Raw genomic sequence first — 20,967 nt, forward strand, 5'->3', positions numbered from 1 at the left:
CTGCAAATAGAGAACGCCCGCCGCCCGGGTCAGGGGCAAGGCGGGCGTTTGGCTTCAGCGAACCTGGATTACAGGGTGTCGATGAAGCTGCGCAGCTTGTCGGAGCGGCTCGGGTGCTTCAGCTTGCGCAGCGCCTTGGCCTCGATCTGGCGGATGCGCTCGCGGGTCACGTCGAACTGCTTGCCCACTTCTTCGAGCGTGTGGTCGGTCGACATCTCGATGCCGAAGCGCATGCGCAGCACCTTGGCTTCGCGCGGCGTGAGGCTGTCCAGGATGTCCTTGACCACGTCGCGCAGGCCGGCCTGCATGGCGGCCTCGATGGGCGCCGTGTTGCTGCTGTCCTCGATGAAGTCGCCCAGGTGCGAATCGTCGTCGTCACCGATCGGCGTTTCCATGGAGATCGGCTCCTTGGCGATCTTCATGATCTTGCGGATCTTGTCTTCCGGAATTTCCATCTTCGCGGCCAGGATGCCGGCGTCGGGCTCGAAGCCGAACTCCTGCAGATGCTGGCGCGAAATGCGGTTCATCTTGTTGATCGTCTCGATCATGTGCACCGGAATGCGGATGGTGCGCGCCTGGTCGGCAATCGAGCGGGTGATGGCCTGGCGGATCCACCACGTGGCGTAGGTCGAGAACTTGTAGCCGCGACGGTATTCGAACTTGTCGACCGCCTTCATCAGGCCGATGTTGCCTTCCTGGATCAGGTCCAGGAACTGCAGGCCGCGGTTGGTGTACTTCTTGGCGATGGAGATCACGAGGCGCAGGTTGGCCTCGATCATTTCCTTCTTGGCGTCACGGGAAGACGACTCGCCTTCGTTCATGCGCTTGTTGATGTCCTTGAGCTGCGTGAGCGGCACCACCACGCGCGACTGGATGTCGGCCAGGCGCTGCTGCAGTTCCTGCACCGGCGGAATGTTGCGCGCGAGCACGGCGCTCCAGGGCTTGCCGGCGGCGGCCTGCTTCTCGACCCACTTCAGGTTCAGCAGGTTCGACGCGATGCGGTTGCCGTTCTTGTCGTAGCCGCTGAAGTCGCGGATGAACTCGTCCTGCGGGAAGCCGCACTTGTCCACGATGATGCGGCGCAGCTCGCGTTCCTTCTTGCGCACGTCGTCCACCTGCGTGCGAACCAGGTCGCACAGCTTCTCGATGGTCTTGGCCGTGAAGCGGATGGTCATCAGCTCTTCGGACAGCGACTCTTGCGCCTTGGCGTACGCGGGCGTGCCGTAGCCTTCCTTGTCGTAGATCTTGTGGACCTTCTCGAACATGCCGGCGATGCGGTCGAAGCGCGCGAGCGCCTCGTTCTTGAGTTCTTCGAGCTTCTTGGTCAGGGCCTTGGAGCCGCCCTTGCCGTCGTCGTCGTCTTCTTCGTCGAATTCGTCGAAGTCTTCTTCGGCCACGTAGTCGTCGGCCTCGTTGGGGTTCGAGAAGCCGTCCACGATGGTGGAGATGACGACCTTGCCTTCGCGGATTTCAGCGGCGAGGCGCAGGATTTCGGCGATGGTGGCGGGGGAGGCCGAAATGGCTTCCATCATGGCCATCAGGCCGCCTTCGATGCGCTTGGCGATTTCGATTTCGCCTTCGCGCGTCAGCAGCTCGACCGTGCCCATTTCGCGCATGTACATGCGGACCGGGTCGGTGGTGCGGCCGAATTCGCTGTCCACCGTGGAGAGAGCCGCTTCGGCTTCTTCCTCGGCTTCTTCCACCGTGGTGGCGGTGGGCGCGGTGTTGTTCAGCAGCAGGGTCTCGGCGTCGGGCGTCTGCTCGTACACCGCCACGCCCATGTCGTTCAACATGGTGACCACGACTTCCATGGTCTCGGCGTCGACCAGCTTGTCGGGCAAGTGGTCGGAGATTTCGCCGTGCGTGAGGTAGCCGCGGGTCTTGCCCAGCGTGATCAGGGTCTTCAGGCGCGAGCGGCGCTTGGCCAGGTCTTCTTCGGAGAGCACGGTCTCGTCGAGGCCGAACTCCTTCATCAAGGCGCGTTCCTTCGCCTTGCTGATCTTCATGCGCAGCGGCTTGACCTTTTCTTCGGTCGTGGTGGCCGCGGCGGGTTCGTCGCCCGCGATGTCTTCCTCGATGTCCGACAGGTCGATGTCGCTCTCGGGCGCGTCCTTGTCAGCCTTGGGCTTGCGGCCGCGCTTGGCGCCGGTGGCGGGCGAGGCTGCACCAGCAGCGGCGGCCTTCGGCGGGCGGCCGACTTTCTTTGCGGCCGGGGCGGCTGCTTTTTTGGGATCGTCGAGAGAGGTCGATTTCGTGGGCACGGTTTTCACTTTCGTTGCGGCTGCCGCTTTGGATGCGGTGGCACCCGTCTTAGTTGCTGGCTTCGCGCCGGCTTTCAACGGTTTTTCTGCTGCGGGCTTGGTGGCGACGCTTTTGGCAAGTGAAGGAGCAGGCTTCTTTGAACTGGGCATACGACCTCGTTACGACAAGAAAAGACAAGCGAAATCACAGGCGCACCGTCACGCGGACAGCGCCACCAGCCCGTGCACAGGCACGGACTAAAACAATTGGGAAAGAGGAATTAATTCCTCACAGGCAAGATGTCGGGCGAACATTTGGTGTGCAGTCCTTGCGGTTATTGACCCTTTCCGCCGGAATTTACCGGTGGAGTGCGTTGCGCTGAGGGTCGGCCCGGAGGTGCTGCTGTCGCTCTTGCCTAATTTCGCCAGTTGCGAAGCCCTACATTATAGCGCGTTGCGCAAATTTCAAGCAGTTTCTGCACCAGAAGCGCGAATGCGTGCACGCAATTCGAGTCGGCGGGTTTCCAGCGCCTTGTAGCGTTCGAGGGCTTTCGGGTCTTTTCCGACGGCCGCAATGGCTTCGCTCTGCTGGGCTTTGAGCAGGTCGTCGAGCATGAAGTCGAGCACGCTGGTGAGTTCGCGGGCGGCTTCGGCCAGGTGCTGCGCCTCTTCGCCCTCGGGGACGGGGGCGGCCTCGGCCACGGACATCAGCCGCTCGGCCAGCGCTTCGAAATCCATTCCGCGCATGCCTTCGCGCAGCGCGGCCCAGGGCTGCACGCCGTGCTCGTGCAGCTGGCTGTCCAGCCAGGTGAAGAGCGCGCCATGCGTGCCGGGCAGCTCGCACAGCATCACGTGGAGCTCGTGCGAAAGCGCATCCCACTGCGCCATGTTCGACAGCAGCAGCCGCACCGCCACGTCGGGGCGGCTGGGCGGGGCGCCGCGCCCGCGCAGCGGCTCGATGGGCTCCTCGAACTTGCCGCCCCAGCGCTTTCCCTTGACGAACTTGCGCTGCTGGAACTTCGGCTTGCTATCGCTTTCATAGCGCGGCGGCTCGAAGTCCTGCGGCGGGGGCATGTCGGGGTAGTAGTCGTCTCCGCCGCTGTATCCGCTGCCTCCGGCGTCGTAGCCGCCGGGCTCGTTGTGCCGCTGCTGCGCGGGCGCGCCGCCTGCCTTGCGCGGGCCCGGCAGGGAGGCCCACAGGTCCGACAACGCCGCCGCGTCGAGTTGCACCAGCGTGGCAATTTCGCTCAGCAACTGCCGCTTGAGCGCGCCGTCCGGCATGGCGCTCCACAGCGGGCGCACGTTGCTGGTCATGTGGGCGCGGCCTTCGGCGGAGGTAAGGTCGCAGCCTTCGCGCGCGGCCTCGAGCATGAAGCGCGACAGCGGCGTGGCCTCGTTGATGAAGCGGGCGAAGGCCTCGGCGCCGTGCTCGCGGATGAAGCTGTCGGGGTCGTGCTCGGCCGGCAGGAACAGGAACTTGATGCTGCGCACATCGGTGGCATAGGGCAGGGCGCCGTCGAGCGCCTTGCGCGCGGCGCGGCGGCCGGCCGCGTCGCCGTCGAAGCTGAACACCACCGATTCGGTGAAGCGGAACAGCTTTTGCACATGCTCGGTCGTGCAGGCGGTGCCCAGCGTGGCCACCGCATTCGGAAAGCCGAGCTGTGCCAGCGCCACCACGTCCATGTAGCCCTCGGTGACCAGCGCAAAACCGCGGTCGCGGAAGGCGGCGCGCGCCTCGTACAGGCCATAGAGTTCGCGGCCCTTGCTGAACACGGGCGTTTCAGGCGAATTCAGGTACTTGGGCTTCTCGTCGCCCAGCACCCGGCCGCCGAAGCCGATGCATTCGCCCTTGACGTTGCGAATCGGGAACATCACGCGGTCGCGAAAGCGGTCGTAGCGCTTGGCGTCGGCCTCGCTGAGCTGGCCTTCCTCGTTGTTGACGATGACCAGGCCGCTTTCGGCGAGCAGCGGGTCGTCGTAGTCGGGGAACACGCTGGCCAGCGAGCGCCAGCCGGCCGGCGCGTAGCCGATGCCGAACTGCTTGGCCACTTCGCCCGAGACGCCGCGGCCCTTCAGGTAGTCGATGGCACCGGGCGCCTGGCGCAGCTGCTTGCGGTAGGCGTCGCCGGCTTTCTCCAGCACGTCGGTCAGCGTGGCCTGCTTCTGGCGCTGGGTGGCGGCGCGGGCGCGCTCGGCGGGGGAGGCATCGTCTTCTGGCACCTGCAGGCCGTACTGGCCGGCCAGGTCGTGCACCGCCTCGACGAAGCCCATGCCCGCGTGCTCCATCAGGAAGCCGATGGCGTTGCCGTGCACCCCGCAGCCGAAGCAGTGATAGAACTGCTTCGTCGGGCTGACGGAGAAAGAGGGCGATTTCTCGCCGTGGAACGGGCACAGCCCCATGAAATTGGCGCCGGCCTTCTTGAGCTGCACATAGCGGCCGACGATTTCGACCACATCGGCGCGCGCGATGAGTTCCTGGATGAATGAAGCGGGGATGGTCATGTAGGCGAAGAGCGGCAAATCATACGCAAGCGGCGCCGCCCCCGCGGGCCGACGGCATACTGAAAGCGTCCGAAATCCACGCCAGATGACGCCCAACCCCCTTCAACACGCCGCGCCGCTGCTGCGCCACCCCCTGCGATTCGGCTGGGACGCGCTCAAGGAATTCCGCGCCAACCAGGGTCTGCTGCTCGCGGGCGCGGTGGCGTACTACGCCTTGCTGTCGATCGTGCCGCTGCTGATCGTGAGCGTGATCGCGCTGTCGCACGTCATCGAGCAGGCCGAGCTGCTGCGCACCATCGGCCGCTACCTGGAGTGGCTGCTGCCGGGCCAGTCGAAGGCCATCGTGGCCGAGCTGTCGAGCTTCCTGGACCACCGCGACGTGCTGGGGCCGGTGCTGCTGGTGACGATGATCTTCTTCAGCTCGCTGGCCTTCAGCGTGCTCGAAAGCGCGATGGCGGTGATCTTCCACCATCGCAAGGCCGACCACAAGCGCCACTTCCTGGTGTCGGTGGCCATGCCCTACGTGTACATCCTGTGCCTGTGCGTGGGGCTGCTGCTGGTCACGCTGGTGTCGGGCGCGCTGCAACTGGTGGGGCAGGAAAGTGTCGACCTGCTGGGGCGCAGCTGGTCGCTGTCGGGCATTTCGGGCCTGCTGCTGTACCTGCTGGGGCTGGGCGGCGAGATCTTCATGCTGACCTCGCTCTACCTCGTGATGCCGGCCGGGCGCATGTCGCTGCGGCATGCGCTGTTGGGCGGGGTGACGGCCGCGCTGCTGTGGGAGCTCACGCGGCGCGTGCTGATCTGGTACTTCTCGACGCTGTCGCAGGTGAACGTGGTCTACGGCTCGCTCACCACGGCGATCGTGGTGCTGCTGAGCCTGGAGATCGCGGCCACGCTGGTGCTCCTGGGAGCCCAGGTGATCGCGAACTACGAGCGCCTGGACCGCACCGGCAGCGTGAAGCCGGGCAAGGACGAACTCAGCGGGGAGCCAGTCGAATCGCTCCGTCCAGGCGAATCACTTCGCCGTTGAGCATGTCGTTCTCGATGATGTGCTTGGCCAGCTTGGCGTAGTCGTCGGGCGTGCCCAGGCGCGAAGGGAAGGGCACGCTGGCGGCCAGGGCGTCCTGCACTTCCTGCGGCATGCCGAACAGCATGGGCGTGCCGAAGATGCCGGGGGCGATGGTCATGTTGCGGATGCCGCTGCGTGCCAGGTCGCGTGCAATGGGCAGCGTCATGCCGACCACGCCGCCCTTCGAGGCGCTGTAGGCGGCCTGGCCGATCTGGCCGTCGTAGGCCGCGACCGAGGCGGTCGAGATGAGCACGCCGCGCTCGCCCGTGGCTTCGGGCTCATTCTTGCCCATGGCGTCGGCCGCCAGGCGAATCATGTTGAAGCTGCCAATCAGGTTGACCGTGACGGTCTTGCTGAACACGGCCAGCGCGTGCGGGCCGTTCTTGCCGACAGTTTTCTCGGCCGGCGCGATGCCTGCGCAATTGACCAGGCCCACCAGCTTGCCGAGCTTGACCGCGGCGGCCACCACGGCCTGGCCGTCGGCTTCCTGGCTCACGTCGCACTTGACGAAGACGCCGCCAATTTCCTTCGCAACGGCTTCACCCTTGTCCGCCTGCATGTCGGCGATCACCACCTTGGCGCCGTTGGCGGCCAGCATGCGCGCCGTGCCTTCGCCGAGGCCCGAAGCGCCACCGGTCACGATAAATACCTTGCCGTCGATCTGCATTGAAAGTCTCCTGAGATGAGGCGGCCATTATCGAAGACGCTCGCCGGGCGAAAAAAAAGGCCTCATCCGAAGATGAGGCCCTGAATTGGATCCGTGAGGACCCAAGGAGACAACTGGTGGTGGTCGACGGCTTAGCGCTTGCGCGAAGCGGTCGCGGTCTTCGCAGCGGCAACGGCTTGCGACGACACGGCGTTGAAGTTGGCTTCGGCGACGTCCGAAGCTTGCTTGACGGCCTTTTGAACCGATTCGAAAGCGTTGTTGGCGGCAGCCACGGCGCTCTTCATGACCGCGACGGCGGTTTCCGAACCGGCCGGGGCGTTCTTGGAAGCGCTGTCGACCAGGCCGACGAAGGCTTGTTGGGCTTCAGAGGCCTTGGCTTCGAAAGCCTTGCCGAATTCAGCGCCGGTGCCTTGGGCGATGTCGTACAGGTGACGGCTGTAGGCAGCGGTCTTTTCGGCCAGGGGCTGGAACAGGCTGGCTTGCAGGGTCAGCAGTTCTTGTGCGTCCTTGACGCTCAGGGCGGCCTGGGCGGTGCTCTGGGCTTCGGCCAGGGCAGCCTTCGAGGCGGTCACGTTCAGCTCGACCAGCTTTTCCACGCCTTCGAAAGCCTTGGTGGTCAGGCCGAACAGGGTTTCGAGGTTGGCTTTTTGGGCGGCGAGGATTTGGTCAGCGGTCAGGGCCATTTGAGATCTCCAGAAGGGATTGAGTGGTCGGTTCACGTTGCGCTGTCTCGCCGTCAATGTTGCGGTGCAGCATGGCCTCAAGTATAGGCAGCTGAGTTTTGCGATCAAGGGGTTTTTGCTGCTCTGCAGCAATTTAGAACCCGTCTTCTAAATTTGGCCGCGTGGCCAAAAAACCGACACCGCGCCTGCGCTTTTCACTGAGCTGCACGCGACGTTCCGCGGCAGGCGCCGCTGGCAGAATGCCGCGCCATGACCGAAGCCGCCACCGCCACCCCTGCAGCCAAACCCTCTCCCCACAAGCGCGACAGCTATCGCGCGTTCCGCAGCATTCCCACGCGCTGGGCCGACAACGACATGTACGGCCATGTGAACAACGTCGTCTACTACAGCTGGTTCGACACCGCCGTGAACGCATTGCTGATAGAGCAGGGCGCGCTCGACATCCACCAGGGCCGGACCATCGGCTTCGTGGTCGAGACCCAGTGCAACTACTTCGCGCCGATCGCGTTTCCGCAGACCGTGGAGGCAGGCATCCGCGTGGCGCAGGCCGGGCGTTCGAGCGTGCGCTACGAGATCGCGCTGTTCGCCGAAGGCTCTGAGACCGCGGCCGCGCAGGGCCATTTCATTCATGTGTACGTGGACCGCGCCACGCAACGCCCGGTGCCGCTGCCCGACGCGTTGCAGAAGGTGGTCGACTCGCTCAAGGCCTGACCCGAACGCTCCAATGACAAACGGCGCCCGAGGGCGCCGTTGATCTTTTCGAAGGCTGCGTAGCCGTACGTGACTTACATGGTCTTCTTCATGGCCTTGATGTCGGCCTTGCCCTGGGCTTCGTCGGCCTTGGCCTGCTTTTCGCAAGCCGACTTGGCGTCGCCCTTCTGGTCGTCGCACTTTTCCTTCGCGACTTCGTAGGTGGCCTTCACCTTTTCTTCAGCCACCTTGCGGGCGTGAGCGTCGCTCGGCTGGTATTGCTGCTCCAGTTCGGCCTTGGCAACGTCTTCCTTGCCCTTGGCTTCCTTCTGGCAGACGTCCTTGGCGTTGTCCTTCATCGTGTCGCACTGGGCCTTGGCGACCTTGTAGTCGGCCTCGATCTTTTCCTTGGCGACCTTGTATTCGTCCTTGGTCATGGCGCTGGCTTGCGTGGCCATGAAGCAGGTGGAGGCCAGGGCCAGCATGAGGAGGTGCTTTTTCATTGGTTTTTTCCTTTGAAGAGTCGATGGAATTGGGAAAGAGGGGAAGCTCAGGGGCAAACGCTCAATAGCGCTCGAACCACAGCGCGTCCGGCGAGCGGCCGTCACGCGATTCCCAGTCCTTGACCTGCTTTTCCGCCTCGTCGCGGCTGATGCCGTGGCGTTCCTGGATGCGGCCGAGCAGCTGGTCGCGCTTGCCGGCGATGACGTCGAAGTCGTCGTCCGTCAGCTTGCCCCATTGCTCCTTGACCTTGCCCTTGAGCTGCTTCCAGTTGCCTTCGATGGTGTCCTTGTTCATGCGAATCTCCTTGGATAGGTTGATTCGGCGGTCTGTTGTTGCCGCCGTGAAATCAATGTCGTCCGGTGGATTCGCCCCCTCGGTAGGACTTGCTGTTCACGCCCCGTAGGCAGAGGCCGACGCCTCCCGTGATAATCGAACGGACGCCGAAAGTTTGAGACACCCCAACGCATCGCGCCGCACTGCCTGCACCGCGCCCAGCACCATGATCATTCACAGCCTGCTCGACACCGACCTCTACAAGTTCACGATGATGCAGGTGGTCCTGCATCACTTTCCCGGGGCCCGCGTCGAGTACCGCTTCAAGTGCCGCAACCCGGGCGTGAACCTGGCGCAGTTCGCCGGCCAGATCCGCGACGAGATCCGCAGCCTGTGCTCGCTGCAGTTCCGCGACGCCGAGCTCGCCTACCTGCGCTCCATGCGCTTCATCAAGAGCGACTTCGTCGACTTCCTGGGCCTGTTCAGGCTCAACGAGAAGTACATCAACATCATTCCCCAGCCCTCGGGCGAGCTCGAGATCCGCATCAAGGGCCCCTGGCTGCACACCATCCTGTTCGAGATCCCGGTGCTGGCGATCGTGAACGAGGTGTACTTTCGCAATACGCAGAAAAAGCCCGACCTCGAGGAAGGCCGCCGCCGCCTCGAAACCAAGATCTCGCAGCTGCAGGACGACGGCCTCAGCGACCTCAAGATCGCCGACTACGGCACGCGCCGCCGCTTCTCGAAGGACTGGCACGAAGAGGTGCTGCGCACGCTCACCGCCCGGCTCGGCGCCGTCACCTCGCCGGCGGTGCAGGCAGCGCCCGGCGCGCGGCTGCCGCAGCTGGCGGGCACCAGCAACGTGCTGTACGCCATGAAGCTGGGGCTGATTCCGCTGGGCACCATGGCGCACGAATACCTGCAGGCCTGCCAGGCGCTCGGCCCGCGGCTGCGCGACAGCCAGATCTTCGGCTTCGAGAGCTGGGCGCGCGAGTACCGTGGCGACCTCGGTATCGCGCTGTCCGACGTGTACGGCATGAGCGCCTTCCTGCGCGACTTCGACCTGTATTTCTGCAAGCTCTTCGACGGCGCGCGCCACGACAGCGGCGACCCGTTCCAGTGGGGCGAGCGCATGCTGGCCCACTACATCGCCAACCGGGTCGATCCGCGCACCAAGACGCTGATCTTCAGCGACGGCCTCACAGTGCCGCGCACCATCGAGCTGTACCAGCAGTTCCGCGGGCGCTGCCAGCTGGCCTTCGGCATCGGCACCAACCTCACCAACGACCTGGGCTACGAGCCGCTGCAGATCGTCATCAAGATGATCCACTGCAACGACCAGCCCGTGGCCAAGCTGTCGGACACGCCCTCCAAGAACATGTGCGAGGACGAGAAGTACCTGGCCTACCTGCGCCAGGTCTTCGAGATCGAACAACCCGCGGCCTGAAGGCTGTACCGCGCTCCTGCACCACCCGGTCTGGTACGGTACGGCCCCCCATGCAAAAAACGATTCGACAAGGCGCTGCCGCGGCGGCGCTGCTGCTGCTTCCCGCGCTGGCTTGCGCCGCTGACTTCGACGGCGGGCAACTGTCGCCGCTGTGGGGCGTGCCGTTTGCCGGCATTCTGTTGTCGATCGCGTTGCTGCCGCTGCTCACACCCGCGTTCTGGCACCACCACTACGGCAAGATCTCGGCCGCCTGGGCGCTGGCGTTCCTGCTGCCCTTCGCCGCGACGTATGGCGCGGGCATGGCCGGCGTTCAGCTGGTGCATGCGCTGGTGGCCGAGTACATCCCGTTCATCATCCTGCTGACCGCGTTGTTCACCGTGGCGGGCGGCATTCACATTCGCGGCAACCTGCGCGGCACGCCGGGGTTGAACACGGCGATCCTGGCCATCGGGGCGGTGCTTGCGAGCTTCATGGGCACCACGGGCGCGTCGATGCTGCTGATTCGCCCGCTGATCCGCGCCAACGACAACCGGCCGCGCAAGGTGCACGTGATCGTGTTCTTCATCTTCATCGTGTCGAACGCGGGCGGTGCGCTCACGCCGCTGGGCGATCCGCCGCTGTTCCTCGGTTTCCTGAAGGGCGTGGGCTTTTTCTGGACGGCGCAGAACATCCTGTTCGAGACGCTCTTCATCCTCGCCGTGCTGCTGGCGTTGTTCTACGCCATAGACCGCCGCTTCTACCGCAAGGACGGCGTGCTGAGCGCCGACCCCACGCCCGACACCGGGCGCCTGGGCTTCGACGGCGCGGCCAATTTCTGGCTGCTGGGTGGCGTGGTCGCGCTGGTGCTGCTCAGCGGTTTCTGGAAGTCGCCGGTGGCCTTCGACGTGTTCGGCACCGAGGTCGGCCTGCCGGGGCTGGTGCGCGACCTGGGCCTGGCGCTGATCGCCGTGGTCTCGTACAAGCTCACCGCGCCCAAGGTGCACGCGGCCAACCAGTTCGAGTGGGAGCCCATGGCCGAGGTGGCCAAGCTGTTCGCGGGCATCTTCCTGACCATCATTCCCGTCATCGCGATGCTCAAGGCCGGCACGCAGGGGCCGTTCGGCGCCATCGTCTCGGCCGTGACGCGCGCCGACGGCCAGCCCGACCCGGCGATGTACTTCTGGGCCACGGGCGTGCTGAGTTCGTTCCTGGACAACGCGCCGACCTACCTGGTGTTCTTCAACACCGCGGGCGGCGACCCGGCCGCGCTGATGACCACCTACGCCAGCACGCTGGCCGCCATCTCGGCCGGCGCGGTGTTCATGGGCGCCAACACCTACATCGGAAACGCGCCCAACCTCATGGTCAAGGCAATCGCCGAGAGCCGCGGCGTGCGCATGCCGAGCTTCTTCGGGTACATGGCGTGGTCGGTGACCATCCTGGTGCCGCTGTTCGTCGTTTCCACCTTCATCTTCTTCCGCTGACCTTCTTTCGCTGACCCTTTTTCGCCGACCCTTTCCCGCTGATCCTTTTCCGCTGACCATTTTTCGCAGAGAGACAACATCATGAGCAAGCCCAAGATCCTGGTCGCGCGCGCGATCTTTCCCGAGACCCTCGAGCGCCTGTCGCAGCATTTCGAGGTCGAGTCGAACCAGGCCGACGAGGGCTGGAGCAAGGAGCAGCTCATTGCCAGGCTGCAAGGCAAGCAGGGCGCCTTCACCACCGGCAGCGAGCGCATCGACGCCGCCGTGCTCGACGCCTGCCCCGACTTGAAGATGTGCGCCAACATGGCCGTGGGCTACAACAACTTCGACGTCGACGCCATGGCCGCGCACGGCGTGCTGGGCACCAACGCGCCCGACGTGCTGACCGAGACCACCGCCGACTTCGGCTTTGCGCTGCTGATGGCCACGGCGCGCCGCATCACCGAGAGCGAGCACTTCTTGCGCGCCGGCAAATGGCAGAAATGGAGCTACGACATGTTCGCCGGCTCCGACATCCACGGCTCGACGCTGGGCATCATCGGCATGGGCCGCATCGGGCAGGGCATTGCCAGGCGCGGCGCGCACGGCTTCGGCATGAAGGTGGTCTATCACAACCGCTCGCGGCTCGACGCCACGCTGGAAGCCGAATGCAAGGCCAGCTACGTGAGCAAGCAGGAGCTGCTGCAGACCGCCGACCACGTGGTGCTGGTGGTGCCGTATTCGGCGGCCTCGCACCACACCATCGGCGCGGCCGAAATCGCGCTGATGAAGCCGACGGCCACGCTGGTCAACATCGCGCGCGGCGGCATCGTCGACGACGCGGCGCTGGCCGTGGCGCTGCGCGAGAAGCGCATTGCCGCCGCCGGCCTCGACGTGTTCGAGGGCGAGCCCAAGGTGCATCCCGACCTGCTGACCGTGCCCAACGTGGTGCTCACGCCGCACATCGCGAGCGCCACCGTGCCCACGCGCCGCGCCATGGCCGACCTGGCGGCGGACAACCTCATCGCGTACTTCGGCGGCAAGGGGCCCCTGACACCCGTAACGCCGGTCCCCGCGGCGAGCAAATAAACACGACCACAGCGAGCAGCGGCAGCGCCCCCGACCTTGGATTCCTATTCAGACCTGATCCTCATCGCGCTGGCCGCGCTCGCGGTCATCCAGCTCGTGCTGGTGATCTGGCTGCTCGCACGCCGACAGCCCCCGCCCGACCACGGCGACCTGCTGCGCGTGCTGGCCACGATGGGCTCGGCCAGCGAGCGCACCGAGCGCGAACTGCGCCGCGAAATCGCCGACAGCTCGCGCGGTGCACGGCAAGAAACGGCGCAGGCCTTCGCCACCTTCCAGCGCTCGCTGGTGCAGCAGGGCGCCGAAGCTACGCGCACGCAGAACGCGCAGCTCGACGCGTTCTCGCTGCAGCTCGCCTCGCTGCAGAAAACGCTGGCCGACACGCTCAACACGCAGCTGCAAAGCCTGAGCGACGCGAATGCGCGCCGCCTGTCCGAAGTGCGCGCGACCATGGAAACCCAGCTCGCGCAGCTGCAGCAGACCAACGCCGCCAAGCTCGACGAGATGCGCAAGACCGTCGACGAGAAACTGCAAAGCACGCTCGAGGCGCGCCTGGGCGAAAGCTTCAAGCAGGTGGCCGACCGGCTCGAGCAGGTGCACAAGGGCCTGGGCGAAATGCAGACGCTGGCCGTCGGCGTCGGCAGCCTGCAACGCGTGCTGACCAACGTGAAGACGCGCGGCGTGTTCGGCGAGGTGCAGCTGGAGGCGCTGCTCGAACAGGTGCTCACGCCCGAGCAGTACGCCAAGCAGGTGGAGACCAAGCCGCGCAGCGGACAGCGCGTGGACTTCGCCATCCGCTTTCCGGGCCGCGGTGATGACGGCGCGCCGGTGTGGCTGCCCATCGACGCCAAGTTTCCGCGCGACGACTACGAGCGGCTCATCGATGCGCACGAACGCGCCGATGCCGCCGGCGCCGAGCTGGCCGCCAAGGCGCTGGAGGCACGCATCCGCACCGAGGCGAAGTCCATCGCCGACAACTACCTGGCCGCGCCGCACACGACCGATTTCGCGATCCTGTTCCTGCCGGTGGAGAGCCTCTATGCCGAGGTGCTGCGCCGGCCCGGCCTGATGGACGCCATCCAGCGCCAGCACCGGGTGACGCTGGCCGGCCCGACCACCTTGCTGGCCATGCTCAACAGCCTGCACATGGGCTTTCGCACGCTGGCGCTGGAGCAGCAGGCCTCCGAGGTGTGGAAGGTGCTGGGCGCGGTCAAGACCGAGTTCGAGCGTTACGGCGAATGGGTTTCGCGCATCAAGGAGCAGGTGGCCAAGGCCTCCGACACGCTCGACAAGGCCGACACACGCGCCAGGCAGATGCGCCTGGCGCTGCGCAAGGTCGAGGCGCTGCCCGACGCGCAGGCGCAGGCGCTGCTGCCTTCGACCGGCACCGATATCGACAACGAAAACGACAAAGAGGGCGAAGACATCCCGTGAAAGGCTCCGAACTGCTGCGTGTCATCGGCGCCCAGGTGTGCCTGCACGCGACCATGGCCGGCATGCGGCTCGCCACGCCGCTGCTGGCCCTGCAACAGGGCTACAGCGCCGCCGCCGTCGGCGTGCTGATCTCGCTGTTCGCGCTGACCCAGGTGTTCCTGGCCCTGCCCGCGGGGCGCTTCGCCGACCGGCACGGCTTCAAGCGGCCGCTGTGGCTGTCGGTGATTGCCGCGGTGGTGGGGGCGGGGCTCGTCGCTGTTTTTCCGGTCTTTCCGGTGATGTGCCTGGCGGCGTTGCTGACCGGCGGCGCCACGGGCGCGACCGTGATCGCGCTGCAGCGGCACGTGGGCCGCTCGGCGCACGACCCGACGCAGCTCAAGCGCGTGTTCAGCTGGCTGGCCATCGCGCCCGCCTTGTCCAACTTCGTCGGGCCGTTCCTGGCCGGCATGCTGATCGACCACGCGGGCCGCGAGCCGGCGGACATGCTCGCATTTCGCATCTGCTTCGTGGCGATGGCGGGCCTTCCGCTGATCTGCTGGATGCTCGCGCGCGGCGCGCACGAGCCGCCGCCCACGGCACCGCTGGCCGGCGCCGCACCCACGCGCGCCTGGGACCTGCTGCGCGAGCCGATGTTCCGCCGCCTGCTGTTCGTGAACTGGCTGCAGTCGTCGAGCTGGGACGTGCATGCCTTCGTGCTGCCGGTGCTGGGGCACGACCGCGGCATCAGCGCGTCGGTGATCGGCTCGATCCTCGGCGCCTTCGCCATCGCGGCGGCGGTCATCCGGGTGATGCTGCCGGTGATTGCCTCGCGCTCGTCGGAGCGCGGCGTGATCCTGACGTCCACCATCGTCACGGCGCTGGTGTTCGCGGTCTATCCGCTGCTCGACTCGGCCTGGACCATGGGCCTGTGCTCGGTGGTGCTGGGCTTCTCGCTGGGCGCGGTGCAGCCGATGGTGATGAGCATGCTCCACCAGATCACGCCCCACGCGCGCCACGGCGAGGCGCTGGGCCTGCGGCTCATGACCATCAACGCGTCCAGCGTCGCGATGCCGATGCTGTTCGGCTCGCTGGGCGCGATCATCGGCATCGGCGGGGTGTTCTGGGTGGTGGGCGGCGTGGTGGCGCTGGGGGCGCGGGCCACCTGGGGCCTGAAGGCTTGAGAGGCGCGAGCGCGGCACGCAACAGCCGAAAACCACGCTTCAAATAAGAGCAATTCTCATTTGATTGACATTTGACTGACCGACAGTCAGTATCGGCGCCTTCTTCAGCGACCTTGAAGGCGTCCATGAATTCCCGTTCCCTGCCGGCGGCCGACCCGCGCCGCCGTATCGCGCTCGTTGCCGCGGTCTTCCTCGGCAGCTTCATCGCCACGCTCGACGTGAGCATCGTCAACGTCGCGCTGCCCACGCTGCAGCGCGCGCTGTCCACCGACCTGGCCGGCCTGCAGTGGGTGATCGACATCTACGCGCTGTGCCTGTCGGCGTTCATGCTGTCGGCCGGCCCGCTCGGCGACCGCTACGGCCGAAAGCGCGCCTGGCTGGCCGGCGTGAGCGTGTTCACCATCGGTTCCGCGCTGTGCGCGGTGGCCACCAGCCTGCCGACGCTGCTGGCGGGCCGGGCGGTGCAGGGCGTGGCCGGGGCGCTGCTGATTCCGGGCGCGCTCTCGCTGCTGGCGCACGCTTTTCCCGAGCCTGCGAGCCGGGCGCGGGTGATCGGCGGCTGGTCGTCGTTCACCGCGCTGTCGCTGATCCTCGGGCCGCTGCTGGGCGGGTTGCTGGTGGACCACGCGGGCTGGCAGAGCATCTTCCTCATCAACATCCCGATCGGGCTGCTGACCGTGGGGCTGGGGCTCTGGGGCATCCAGGAGAGCGCGCACCCCGAGCACGCCGCGCTCGACCCGCTCGGGCAGGTGCTCAGCGTGCTGTGGCTGGGCGCGCTGACCTACGGGCTGATCGCCGCGGGTGAGCATGGCTGGGGCTCGGCGCAGGCCGCGAGCGCTCTGGTGTCGGCGGCCATCGGCCTGGTGCTGTTCCTGGTGGTGGAGGCGCGCGTGGCGCGCCCGCTGCTGCCGCTCGGGCTGTTTCGCGACGCGCGCTTCTCGGTGACCAACTTCGCGTCTTTCGTGCTCGGTTTCTCTACGTACGCCAGCCTGTTCTTCTTCTCGCTGTTCCTGCAGCAGGTGCAGGGCTGGTCGCCCAGCGAGACGGGCTGGCGGCTGGTGCCGCAGTTCGTCGCGACCGGCGTCGTGGCGTCGCAGTTCGGCCGGCTCGCCCGCCGTTACGAGGTGCACACGCTGATGGTCGCGGGCTATGCGCTCATCGGCGCGTCGATGCTGCTGCTGACGCTGTTCTCGGCCGATACGCCGTACGCGCTGCTGGCCCTGCTGTTCGTGTTCCTCGGCGCGGGCTCGGGGCTGGCGGTGCCGGCCACCAGCACGGCGGTGATGGCCTCGGTGCCGGCGCAGCGTTCGGGCATGGCGTCGGCCACGATGAATGCACTGCGCCAGGCCGGCATGCTGATCGGCATTGCGCTGCTCGGCACCTTGATGAGCACGCGCGCCACGTCGCTGCTGGCCGACGCGCTCGCGCAGGCGGGCCTTCGCAATGCGCAGCAGGCCGCGGTGGCCGCGGTCGGCCGTCATGACCTGGGTCCGCTGGCCTCGCTGACTTCGCTGGACGCGACCACGGCCCATCGGCTGCTTGCCGATGCGCTCGCGGGCGGCTTCCACGCCGCGATGGCCTGTGCCGGCATCGCCGGTCTGCTGGCGGCAGGGCTGCTCGTGGGCGTGCGGCCGCGTGCCGCCGTCGTGCCCGCCCACGCCTGAGGCTGCGTCACCCGATGCCCGCCGCACTCGTGCCGGTGCGCTTGTTTGCGCGCCGTCATCCGGTTTTTTCCAAGGAGCTTTCCATGATCCATCACGAACTCAGCCAGTGGCCCCTCGTCATCAGCGTGTCATCGGGCCTGCAGACGCTCGAAAGCATGCAAGCCTTCACCGAGGACTGGAACCGCTGGCTCGACCGGGGCGAGCGCTTCGCCTCGCTGCGCGTGTTCGCCGACGCCGACGCGCTGGTCCACCCCGAAGGCAGCGCGCAGAACGCCAGGCAGTGGCTCCAGGCGCGCGGCGCCGACATTCGCCGCCATATGATGGGCATGGCGAGCGTGGTGCCCGCCGACCAGTACGAAAAAATCCGCAAGATGAACGTAGAAAAACTCTTCGGCGTGCCCGCCAGCACCTTCGCCGACGCCGACGATGCGCTCGTGTGGCTCGGCGAGCGCGTGATGACGCCGGGCGGCCTGCCGTTCGACCTGGCCGCGGTGCGTGCGGCGATCCGCTCGGCACGCGCGGCTGCAGCCGTGGCCGCTCCCGTTCGCTGAGGCCGTCGATGAGCACCAGCGGCACGACCACCGACCCCGCACAACCCGAAGGCGAGGCCGCGCCGCGCCGCCGCACCAAGGCCCCCGAGACGCGCGCCGCCGCGCTGATGGACGCCGCCGAGCGGCTCTTCATTTCGAAGGGCATCGCCACCACCAGCATCGACGACATCGCCGCCGGTGCGCAGGTGGCCAAGGGCACCTTCTACCTGTACTTTCCGTCGAAAGAGGCGCTGCTCGGCGCACTGCAGCAGCGCTTCGTCGACACCTTCTGCGGTCGCCTGCAGGCGGCCATGGACCGGCAGCGCCCCGACAACCACCACGCCCGCCTGAAGGCCTGGGTGGAGGCGGGCTTGCAGACCTACCTGGACAACGTCGCGCTGCACGATGTGGTGTTCCACGAATACCGCCCCGAAGACAGGCGCATGCGCAACGACAACGCGGTCATCACGCAGCTGGTCGGGTTGCTGAAGCAGGGCGATGCCGCCGGCATCTGGGACGTGGAGGACGCGACCTTCACGGCCGTGGTGCTCTTCAATGCGCTGCACGGCGTGGCCGACGACGCCGTGGCCATGGGCCAGACCGGCGACGCCGAGCGCAAGCGCCGCGCGCGGGCGCTCACGAAATTCTTCGAGCAGGCGCTGCATCCTGGCGAGGACGACGACAGCGCCGGTTGAACCCGACCGGGCCCAGCTGAAAGTGCCGGGCCCCGCGCTCAGCTCAGAGCTTGTAGAAGCGCTTGATCGCGCTCCATGCGTCGTCTGGCGCGTCGACGTATTCGAAGAGCTTCACGTCGCCCGGGGAGATCACGCCTTCGTCGACCAGGAAGTCGAAGTCGATCATGCGCTTCCAGTAGTCGGAGCCGAAGAGCACGATCGGCACTGGCTTCGATTTCTTCGTCTGCACCAGCGTGATGACTTCGAACAGCTCGTCGAGCGTGCCGAAGCCGCCCGGGAACGCCACCAGCGCCTTCGCACGCATCATGAAATGCATCTTGCGGATCGCGAAGTAGTGGAACTTGAAGCTCAGCGCCGGGGTGACGTACGGGTTGGCTTCTTCTTCCATCGGCAGCGCGATGGCCAGGCCGACCGAGAGGCCGCCGCCTTCATGCGCGCCGCGGTTGGCCGCCTGCATGATGCCGGGGCCGCCGCCGGTGCACACGAAGAGCTTGTCCTGCGGCTCCTTGTCGTTGCTGTACTGCGCCACCAGCTTTCCGAAGGCGCGCGCCTTCTCGTAGTAGTGCGAGTTGCGCGCCAGCCGGCGCCAGCGGTCGGCGGCCACGGTATCGCCGGCCGCATCGGCCTGCGCGATCAGGGCGGCGGAATCTTCCTCGCTGCGAAAGCGCGCGCTGCCGAACACCACCACGGTGTTCTCGATGCCGTGGGCGCGCTGCTCAAGGTCGGGCTTCATCAGCTCCAGCTGCATGCGGATGCCGCGGGTTTCGCGGCGCAGCAGGAACTCGGGGTCGGCGAAGGCGATGCGCGAGGGGTCGGGGTCCAGCGGCAGGCCCTTGTCGGCATGGGAGTGCAGCGTGGCCCAGGCGTCGGCCAGGCGTTTGTCGTGAAGGTTGTGCGTGTTGTTCATGAGGAAACCAGACAGAAGGACCTGAGTGATTGTGCAGCGTTGCAATCGGCGTGCCCAGACAACAAAAAAGGCTCCTTGCGGAGCCTTCTTCGAGGGTGGTGGTCAGCCGGAAAACCGGAGCCCTGGAGGCTCAGACGCGCTTGCGGTATTCGCCGGTGCGCGTGTCGATTTCGATCTTGTCGCCTTGCGCCACGAACAGGGGCACGGGCACTTCGAAACCGGTGGCGATCTTGGCTGGCTTCATGACCTTGCCCGAGGTGTCGCCCTTGACGGCCGGCTCGGTCCAGGTGATTTCGCGCTCGACGCTGGTGGGCAGTTCGACCGAGATGGCCTTGCCGTCGTAGAACACCACTTCGACGGCCATGCCGTCTTCGAGGTAGTTCAGGGCGTCGCCCATGTTTTCGGCTTCGACTTCGTACTGGTTGTACTCGGTGTCCATGCAGACGTACATCGGATCGGCGAAGTAGGAGTAGGTGCACTCCTTCTTGTCGAGCACGATCTGGTCGATCTTGTCGTCGGCCTTGAAGACAACTTCGGTGTTGAAGTTGGCGATCAGGCTCTTGAGCTTCATGCGCACGGTGGCGGAGTTGCGGCCGCCGCGGCTGTATTCGGTCTTGAGCACGACCATCGGGTCCTTGCCGTGCATGATGACGTTGCCGGCGCGGATTTCTTGAGCGATTTTCATATCAGGGTCTCTGGATGTTGGCCGCTCGGTGCACGGGGCCCCTCGGCGACGTGTGCCGAAGTGGTTGCCCCGCGGTACATGTCCCGCGGCAGGTTTAGCGGAGAGCATCTCGGATCGTCGAGATCCGGGCCGAAATCCGCAAAGCCCGCTATTTTAGCTTTTTTGGGCGGTCGAATCCTGCAGTTGCGTGACCAGATCGTCTTGCGCCAGCAACCGGGTGCGGGCGTTTTCCACCGTTTCATGCCACGGCCCCTGCGTTTCGACCGGCGGCAGGGGGGTATCGCCGAAGCCGTTCCAGGCGTGGTGGAAAAGCCGCAACGACGGCGAAGCACCGAGCCAGTCGAGCCACGCGCCGAGCTTGACGTGGTGCGCGTCGTCGTCCTGCGGGTAGATCTGCCAGACGAAAGGCGCGCCCGCCCAGATGGCCCGCACCCATGAATCTTCCCCGCGCACGAAGTTCAGGTCGCAGGACCACAGCAGATGGTCGTAGTCGGATTGCGTGAGGTACGGCAGGTATGAAATTGATAGCGCACCGCGCACGGTTGGCACCTGCGTTGCCGGGCCTGAATCCGCAAGAAGCGCCTGCACAGCCTGCGTGGCGCGCCCCGCCGTGACCAGCAGGTGGGTGGGTTCTGCGCCCTTCGCCAGCTGCTCCAGCAGCGCGGCCAGCGCGGGCGGCTCGTAGCAGAACAGCGAGACCAGGCGCCCGACGCCTGCCCACGCGATTTGTTGCGCGGCCAGCCAGGGCGCGCGGTCGAAGCGCGCGCGCCGCTGCATCAGGTCGGGTTCTCGCAGCAGGCCGCCGGTGGCGGACGTGAAGCCCGGGTAGAAGAAACGCTTGGTCAGCCCGGCACCGGGGCCCTTGAACACCGGCGAGGGCAGGCCGTGCAGGCGTTCGACATAGGGCTCGGCCGACAGGTATTCGAGGTTGACCCAGGCCCGGCCCGGCGCTTCTGCAAAACGCGCGACCAGCTCGGGTGCCGGCTCGCAGCCGAAGCCCTCGACCAGCACGTCGGGCGCCGGCGCGGCCACGGCGGCTTGCAGCGCGCCCGCGTCGAGCCAGTCGATCACCTCCACGCCTTCGTGGCCCGCGGGCGCCATCCAGCGCAGCGCCGACGCGTCGTCGATCCACAGCCGCACGCGTTCGCCGCGCACCGCGAGCTGGCAGGCCAGCCGCCAGCAGACGCCGAGGTCGCCGTGGTTGTCGATGACCTTGCAGAAGATGTCCCATCGCCTGGATTGCATGGCCGCGAGTGTGCCCGGGTTCGCGGTGCCGCCGGCAGGTTGCC

The 20,967-nt window shown here is 66.4% G+C and carries 20 protein-coding genes; 11 read left to right on the forward strand and 9 right to left on the reverse strand.

Features of this window, described 5'->3' with window-relative positions:
* Window positions 1–68: 68 nt before the first annotated feature.
* On the reverse strand, window positions 69–2,261 hold the full coding sequence (gene rpoD / locus AB6807_RS01655; RefSeq protein WP_286512596.1) for an RNA polymerase sigma factor RpoD: 2,193 nt from the start codon (window positions 2,259–2,261) through the stop codon (window positions 69–71).
* Here rpoD and AB6807_RS01660 point away from each other — a divergent pair.
* Window positions 2,254–2,502 carry a hypothetical protein gene (locus tag AB6807_RS01660; RefSeq protein ID WP_286512593.1) on the forward strand — a complete coding sequence of 83 codons (249 nt, stop codon included), beginning with the start codon at window positions 2,254–2,256 and terminating at the stop codon, window positions 2,500–2,502. The two genes, rpoD and AB6807_RS01660, sit on opposite strands and share 8 nt — an antisense overlap.
* A gap of 203 nt (window positions 2,503–2,705) precedes the next feature.
* Here the strand turns inward: AB6807_RS01660 and dnaG are convergent, their stop codons facing one another.
* Complete coding sequence (gene dnaG, locus AB6807_RS01665) at window positions 2,706–4,742, reverse strand: DNA primase (RefSeq protein WP_371083269.1); 2,037 nt, start codon at window positions 4,740–4,742, stop codon at window positions 2,706–2,708.
* A gap of 85 nt (window positions 4,743–4,827) precedes the next feature.
* Here dnaG and AB6807_RS01670 point away from each other — a divergent pair, with 85 nt between their 5' ends.
* Window positions 4,828–5,772, forward strand: a complete 945-nt coding sequence (locus tag AB6807_RS01670) for a YihY/virulence factor BrkB family protein (RefSeq protein ID WP_371083270.1) — start codon at window positions 4,828–4,830, stop codon at window positions 5,770–5,772.
* Here AB6807_RS01670 and AB6807_RS01675 read toward each other — a convergent pair.
* Window positions 5,720–6,478 (reverse strand): 3-hydroxyacyl-CoA dehydrogenase, encoded by a 759-nt coding sequence (locus tag AB6807_RS01675; RefSeq protein ID WP_116907970.1) that lies wholly within the window; start codon window positions 6,476–6,478, stop codon window positions 5,720–5,722. The genes AB6807_RS01670 and AB6807_RS01675 overlap by 53 nt on opposite strands.
* 131 nt (window positions 6,479–6,609) lie before the next feature.
* Entirely contained in the window at window positions 6,610–7,161 is a 552-nt protein-coding gene (locus AB6807_RS01680; RefSeq protein ID WP_116907969.1) for a phasin family protein, read from the reverse strand.
* Between the two features lie 249 nt (window positions 7,162–7,410).
* Between AB6807_RS01680 and AB6807_RS01685 the strand changes: the two genes are divergently transcribed.
* The gene (locus tag AB6807_RS01685) at window positions 7,411–7,872 is read left to right on the forward strand and encodes an acyl-CoA thioesterase (RefSeq protein ID WP_371083271.1); all 462 of its coding nucleotides are present in this window, start codon (window positions 7,411–7,413) and stop codon (window positions 7,870–7,872) included.
* Window positions 7,873–7,946: 74 nt separating this feature from the next.
* Here the strand turns inward: AB6807_RS01685 and AB6807_RS01690 are convergent, their stop codons facing one another.
* Both AB6807_RS01690 and AB6807_RS01695 read right to left on the reverse strand, forming a co-directional pair.
* On the reverse strand, window positions 7,947–8,354 hold the full coding sequence (locus AB6807_RS01690; protein WP_371083272.1) for a hypothetical protein: 408 nt from the start codon (window positions 8,352–8,354) through the stop codon (window positions 7,947–7,949).
* 61 nt (window positions 8,355–8,415) lie between these two features.
* A complete protein-coding gene (locus tag AB6807_RS01695) occupies window positions 8,416–8,649 on the reverse strand; it encodes a CsbD family protein (protein ID WP_093303623.1) in 234 nt (77 codons plus the stop codon).
* 205 nt (window positions 8,650–8,854) lie between these two features.
* On the opposite strand from AB6807_RS01695, the gene pncB reads away from it, so the two are divergent.
* The 8 genes from pncB to AB6807_RS01735 all read left to right on the forward strand — a co-directional run bounded on the left by pncB (window position 8,855) and on the right by AB6807_RS01735 (window position 18,086).
* Window positions 8,855–10,075: a nicotinate phosphoribosyltransferase gene (gene pncB / locus AB6807_RS01700; protein ID WP_116907966.1), complete on the forward strand. Its 1,221-nt coding sequence runs from the start codon at window positions 8,855–8,857 to the stop codon at window positions 10,073–10,075.
* Window positions 10,076–10,125: 50 nt separating this feature from the next.
* Window positions 10,126–11,538, forward strand: coding sequence for a sodium:proton antiporter (locus tag AB6807_RS01705; RefSeq protein ID WP_371083273.1), 1,413 nt, complete (start codon window positions 10,126–10,128; stop codon window positions 11,536–11,538).
* Between the two features lie 81 nt (window positions 11,539–11,619).
* Window positions 11,620–12,606 carry a D-glycerate dehydrogenase gene (locus AB6807_RS01710; RefSeq protein ID WP_116907964.1) on the forward strand — a complete coding sequence of 329 codons (987 nt, stop codon included), beginning with the start codon at window positions 11,620–11,622 and terminating at the stop codon, window positions 12,604–12,606.
* A 36-nt stretch (window positions 12,607–12,642) separates the two neighbouring features.
* Complete coding sequence (locus AB6807_RS01715; RefSeq protein ID WP_371083274.1) at window positions 12,643–14,037, forward strand: DNA recombination protein RmuC; 1,395 nt, start codon at window positions 12,643–12,645, stop codon at window positions 14,035–14,037.
* Complete coding sequence (locus AB6807_RS01720; RefSeq protein ID WP_371083275.1) at window positions 14,034–15,197, forward strand: MFS transporter; 1,164 nt, start codon at window positions 14,034–14,036, stop codon at window positions 15,195–15,197. The genes AB6807_RS01715 and AB6807_RS01720 overlap by 4 nt, the downstream gene beginning before the upstream one ends.
* A gap of 125 nt (window positions 15,198–15,322) precedes the next feature.
* Window positions 15,323–16,861, forward strand: coding sequence for an MFS transporter (locus AB6807_RS01725; RefSeq protein WP_371083276.1), 1,539 nt, complete (start codon window positions 15,323–15,325; stop codon window positions 16,859–16,861).
* Between the two features lie 83 nt (window positions 16,862–16,944).
* Window positions 16,945–17,412, forward strand: a complete 468-nt coding sequence (locus AB6807_RS01730) for a hypothetical protein (RefSeq protein ID WP_371083277.1) — start codon at window positions 16,945–16,947, stop codon at window positions 17,410–17,412.
* Between the two features lie 8 nt (window positions 17,413–17,420).
* Window positions 17,421–18,086 carry a TetR/AcrR family transcriptional regulator gene (locus AB6807_RS01735; RefSeq protein ID WP_371083278.1) on the forward strand — a complete coding sequence of 222 codons (666 nt, stop codon included), beginning with the start codon at window positions 17,421–17,423 and terminating at the stop codon, window positions 18,084–18,086.
* A 43-nt stretch (window positions 18,087–18,129) separates the two neighbouring features.
* On the opposite strand, the gene AB6807_RS01740 is transcribed toward AB6807_RS01735, so the two are convergent.
* The 3 genes from AB6807_RS01740 to earP all read right to left on the reverse strand — a co-directional run bounded on the left by AB6807_RS01740 (window position 18,130) and on the right by earP (window position 20,923).
* A complete protein-coding gene (locus AB6807_RS01740; RefSeq protein WP_116907958.1) occupies window positions 18,130–18,993 on the reverse strand; it encodes a TIGR00730 family Rossman fold protein in 864 nt (287 codons plus the stop codon).
* A 130-nt stretch (window positions 18,994–19,123) separates the two neighbouring features.
* Window positions 19,124–19,678 carry an elongation factor P gene (efp, locus tag AB6807_RS01745; protein ID WP_028258883.1) on the reverse strand — a complete coding sequence of 185 codons (555 nt, stop codon included), beginning with the start codon at window positions 19,676–19,678 and terminating at the stop codon, window positions 19,124–19,126.
* A gap of 153 nt (window positions 19,679–19,831) precedes the next feature.
* Window positions 19,832–20,923, reverse strand: coding sequence for an elongation factor P maturation arginine rhamnosyltransferase EarP (earP, locus tag AB6807_RS01750; RefSeq protein WP_371083279.1), 1,092 nt, complete (start codon window positions 20,921–20,923; stop codon window positions 19,832–19,834).
* Between the last annotated feature and the right edge of the window lie 44 nt (window positions 20,924–20,967).

It is taken from the genome of Variovorax sp. RCC_210 (assembly GCF_041355175.1).
In the GTDB taxonomy this organism is placed as follows: domain Bacteria; phylum Pseudomonadota; class Gammaproteobacteria; order Burkholderiales; family Burkholderiaceae_C; genus Variovorax.

What these genes read in the sequence shown, in the direction of transcription:
- dnaG (WP_371083269.1), bottom strand. Translation starts at nt 4,742, where the DNA reads ATGACCATCCCCGCTTCATTCATCCAGGAACTCATCGCGCGCGCCGAT.
- AB6807_RS01670 (WP_371083270.1), top strand. Translation starts at nt 4,828, where the DNA reads ATGACGCCCAACCCCCTTCAACACGCCGCGCCGCTGCTGCGCCACCCC.
- AB6807_RS01675 (WP_116907970.1), bottom strand. Translation starts at nt 6,478, where the DNA reads ATGCAGATCGACGGCAAGGTATTTATCGTGACCGGTGGCGCTTCGGGC.
- AB6807_RS01680 (WP_116907969.1), bottom strand. Translation starts at nt 7,161, where the DNA reads ATGGCCCTGACCGCTGACCAAATCCTCGCCGCCCAAAAAGCCAACCTC.
- AB6807_RS01685 (WP_371083271.1), top strand. Translation starts at nt 7,411, where the DNA reads ATGACCGAAGCCGCCACCGCCACCCCTGCAGCCAAACCCTCTCCCCAC.
- AB6807_RS01690 (WP_371083272.1), bottom strand. Translation starts at nt 8,354, where the DNA reads ATGAAAAAGCACCTCCTCATGCTGGCCCTGGCCTCCACCTGCTTCATG.
- AB6807_RS01695 (WP_093303623.1), bottom strand. Translation starts at nt 8,649, where the DNA reads ATGAACAAGGACACCATCGAAGGCAACTGGAAGCAGCTCAAGGGCAAG.
- pncB (WP_116907966.1), top strand. Translation starts at nt 8,855, where the DNA reads ATGATCATTCACAGCCTGCTCGACACCGACCTCTACAAGTTCACGATG.
- AB6807_RS01705 (WP_371083273.1), top strand. Translation starts at nt 10,126, where the DNA reads ATGCAAAAAACGATTCGACAAGGCGCTGCCGCGGCGGCGCTGCTGCTG.
- AB6807_RS01710 (WP_116907964.1), top strand. Translation starts at nt 11,620, where the DNA reads ATGAGCAAGCCCAAGATCCTGGTCGCGCGCGCGATCTTTCCCGAGACC.
- AB6807_RS01725 (WP_371083276.1), top strand. Translation starts at nt 15,323, where the DNA reads ATGAATTCCCGTTCCCTGCCGGCGGCCGACCCGCGCCGCCGTATCGCG.
- AB6807_RS01730 (WP_371083277.1), top strand. Translation starts at nt 16,945, where the DNA reads ATGATCCATCACGAACTCAGCCAGTGGCCCCTCGTCATCAGCGTGTCA.
- AB6807_RS01735 (WP_371083278.1), top strand. Translation starts at nt 17,421, where the DNA reads ATGAGCACCAGCGGCACGACCACCGACCCCGCACAACCCGAAGGCGAG.
- AB6807_RS01740 (WP_116907958.1), bottom strand. Translation starts at nt 18,993, where the DNA reads ATGAACAACACGCACAACCTTCACGACAAACGCCTGGCCGACGCCTGG.
- efp (WP_028258883.1), bottom strand. Translation starts at nt 19,678, where the DNA reads ATGAAAATCGCTCAAGAAATCCGCGCCGGCAACGTCATCATGCACGGC.
- earP (WP_371083279.1), bottom strand. Translation starts at nt 20,923, where the DNA reads ATGCAATCCAGGCGATGGGACATCTTCTGCAAGGTCATCGACAACCAC.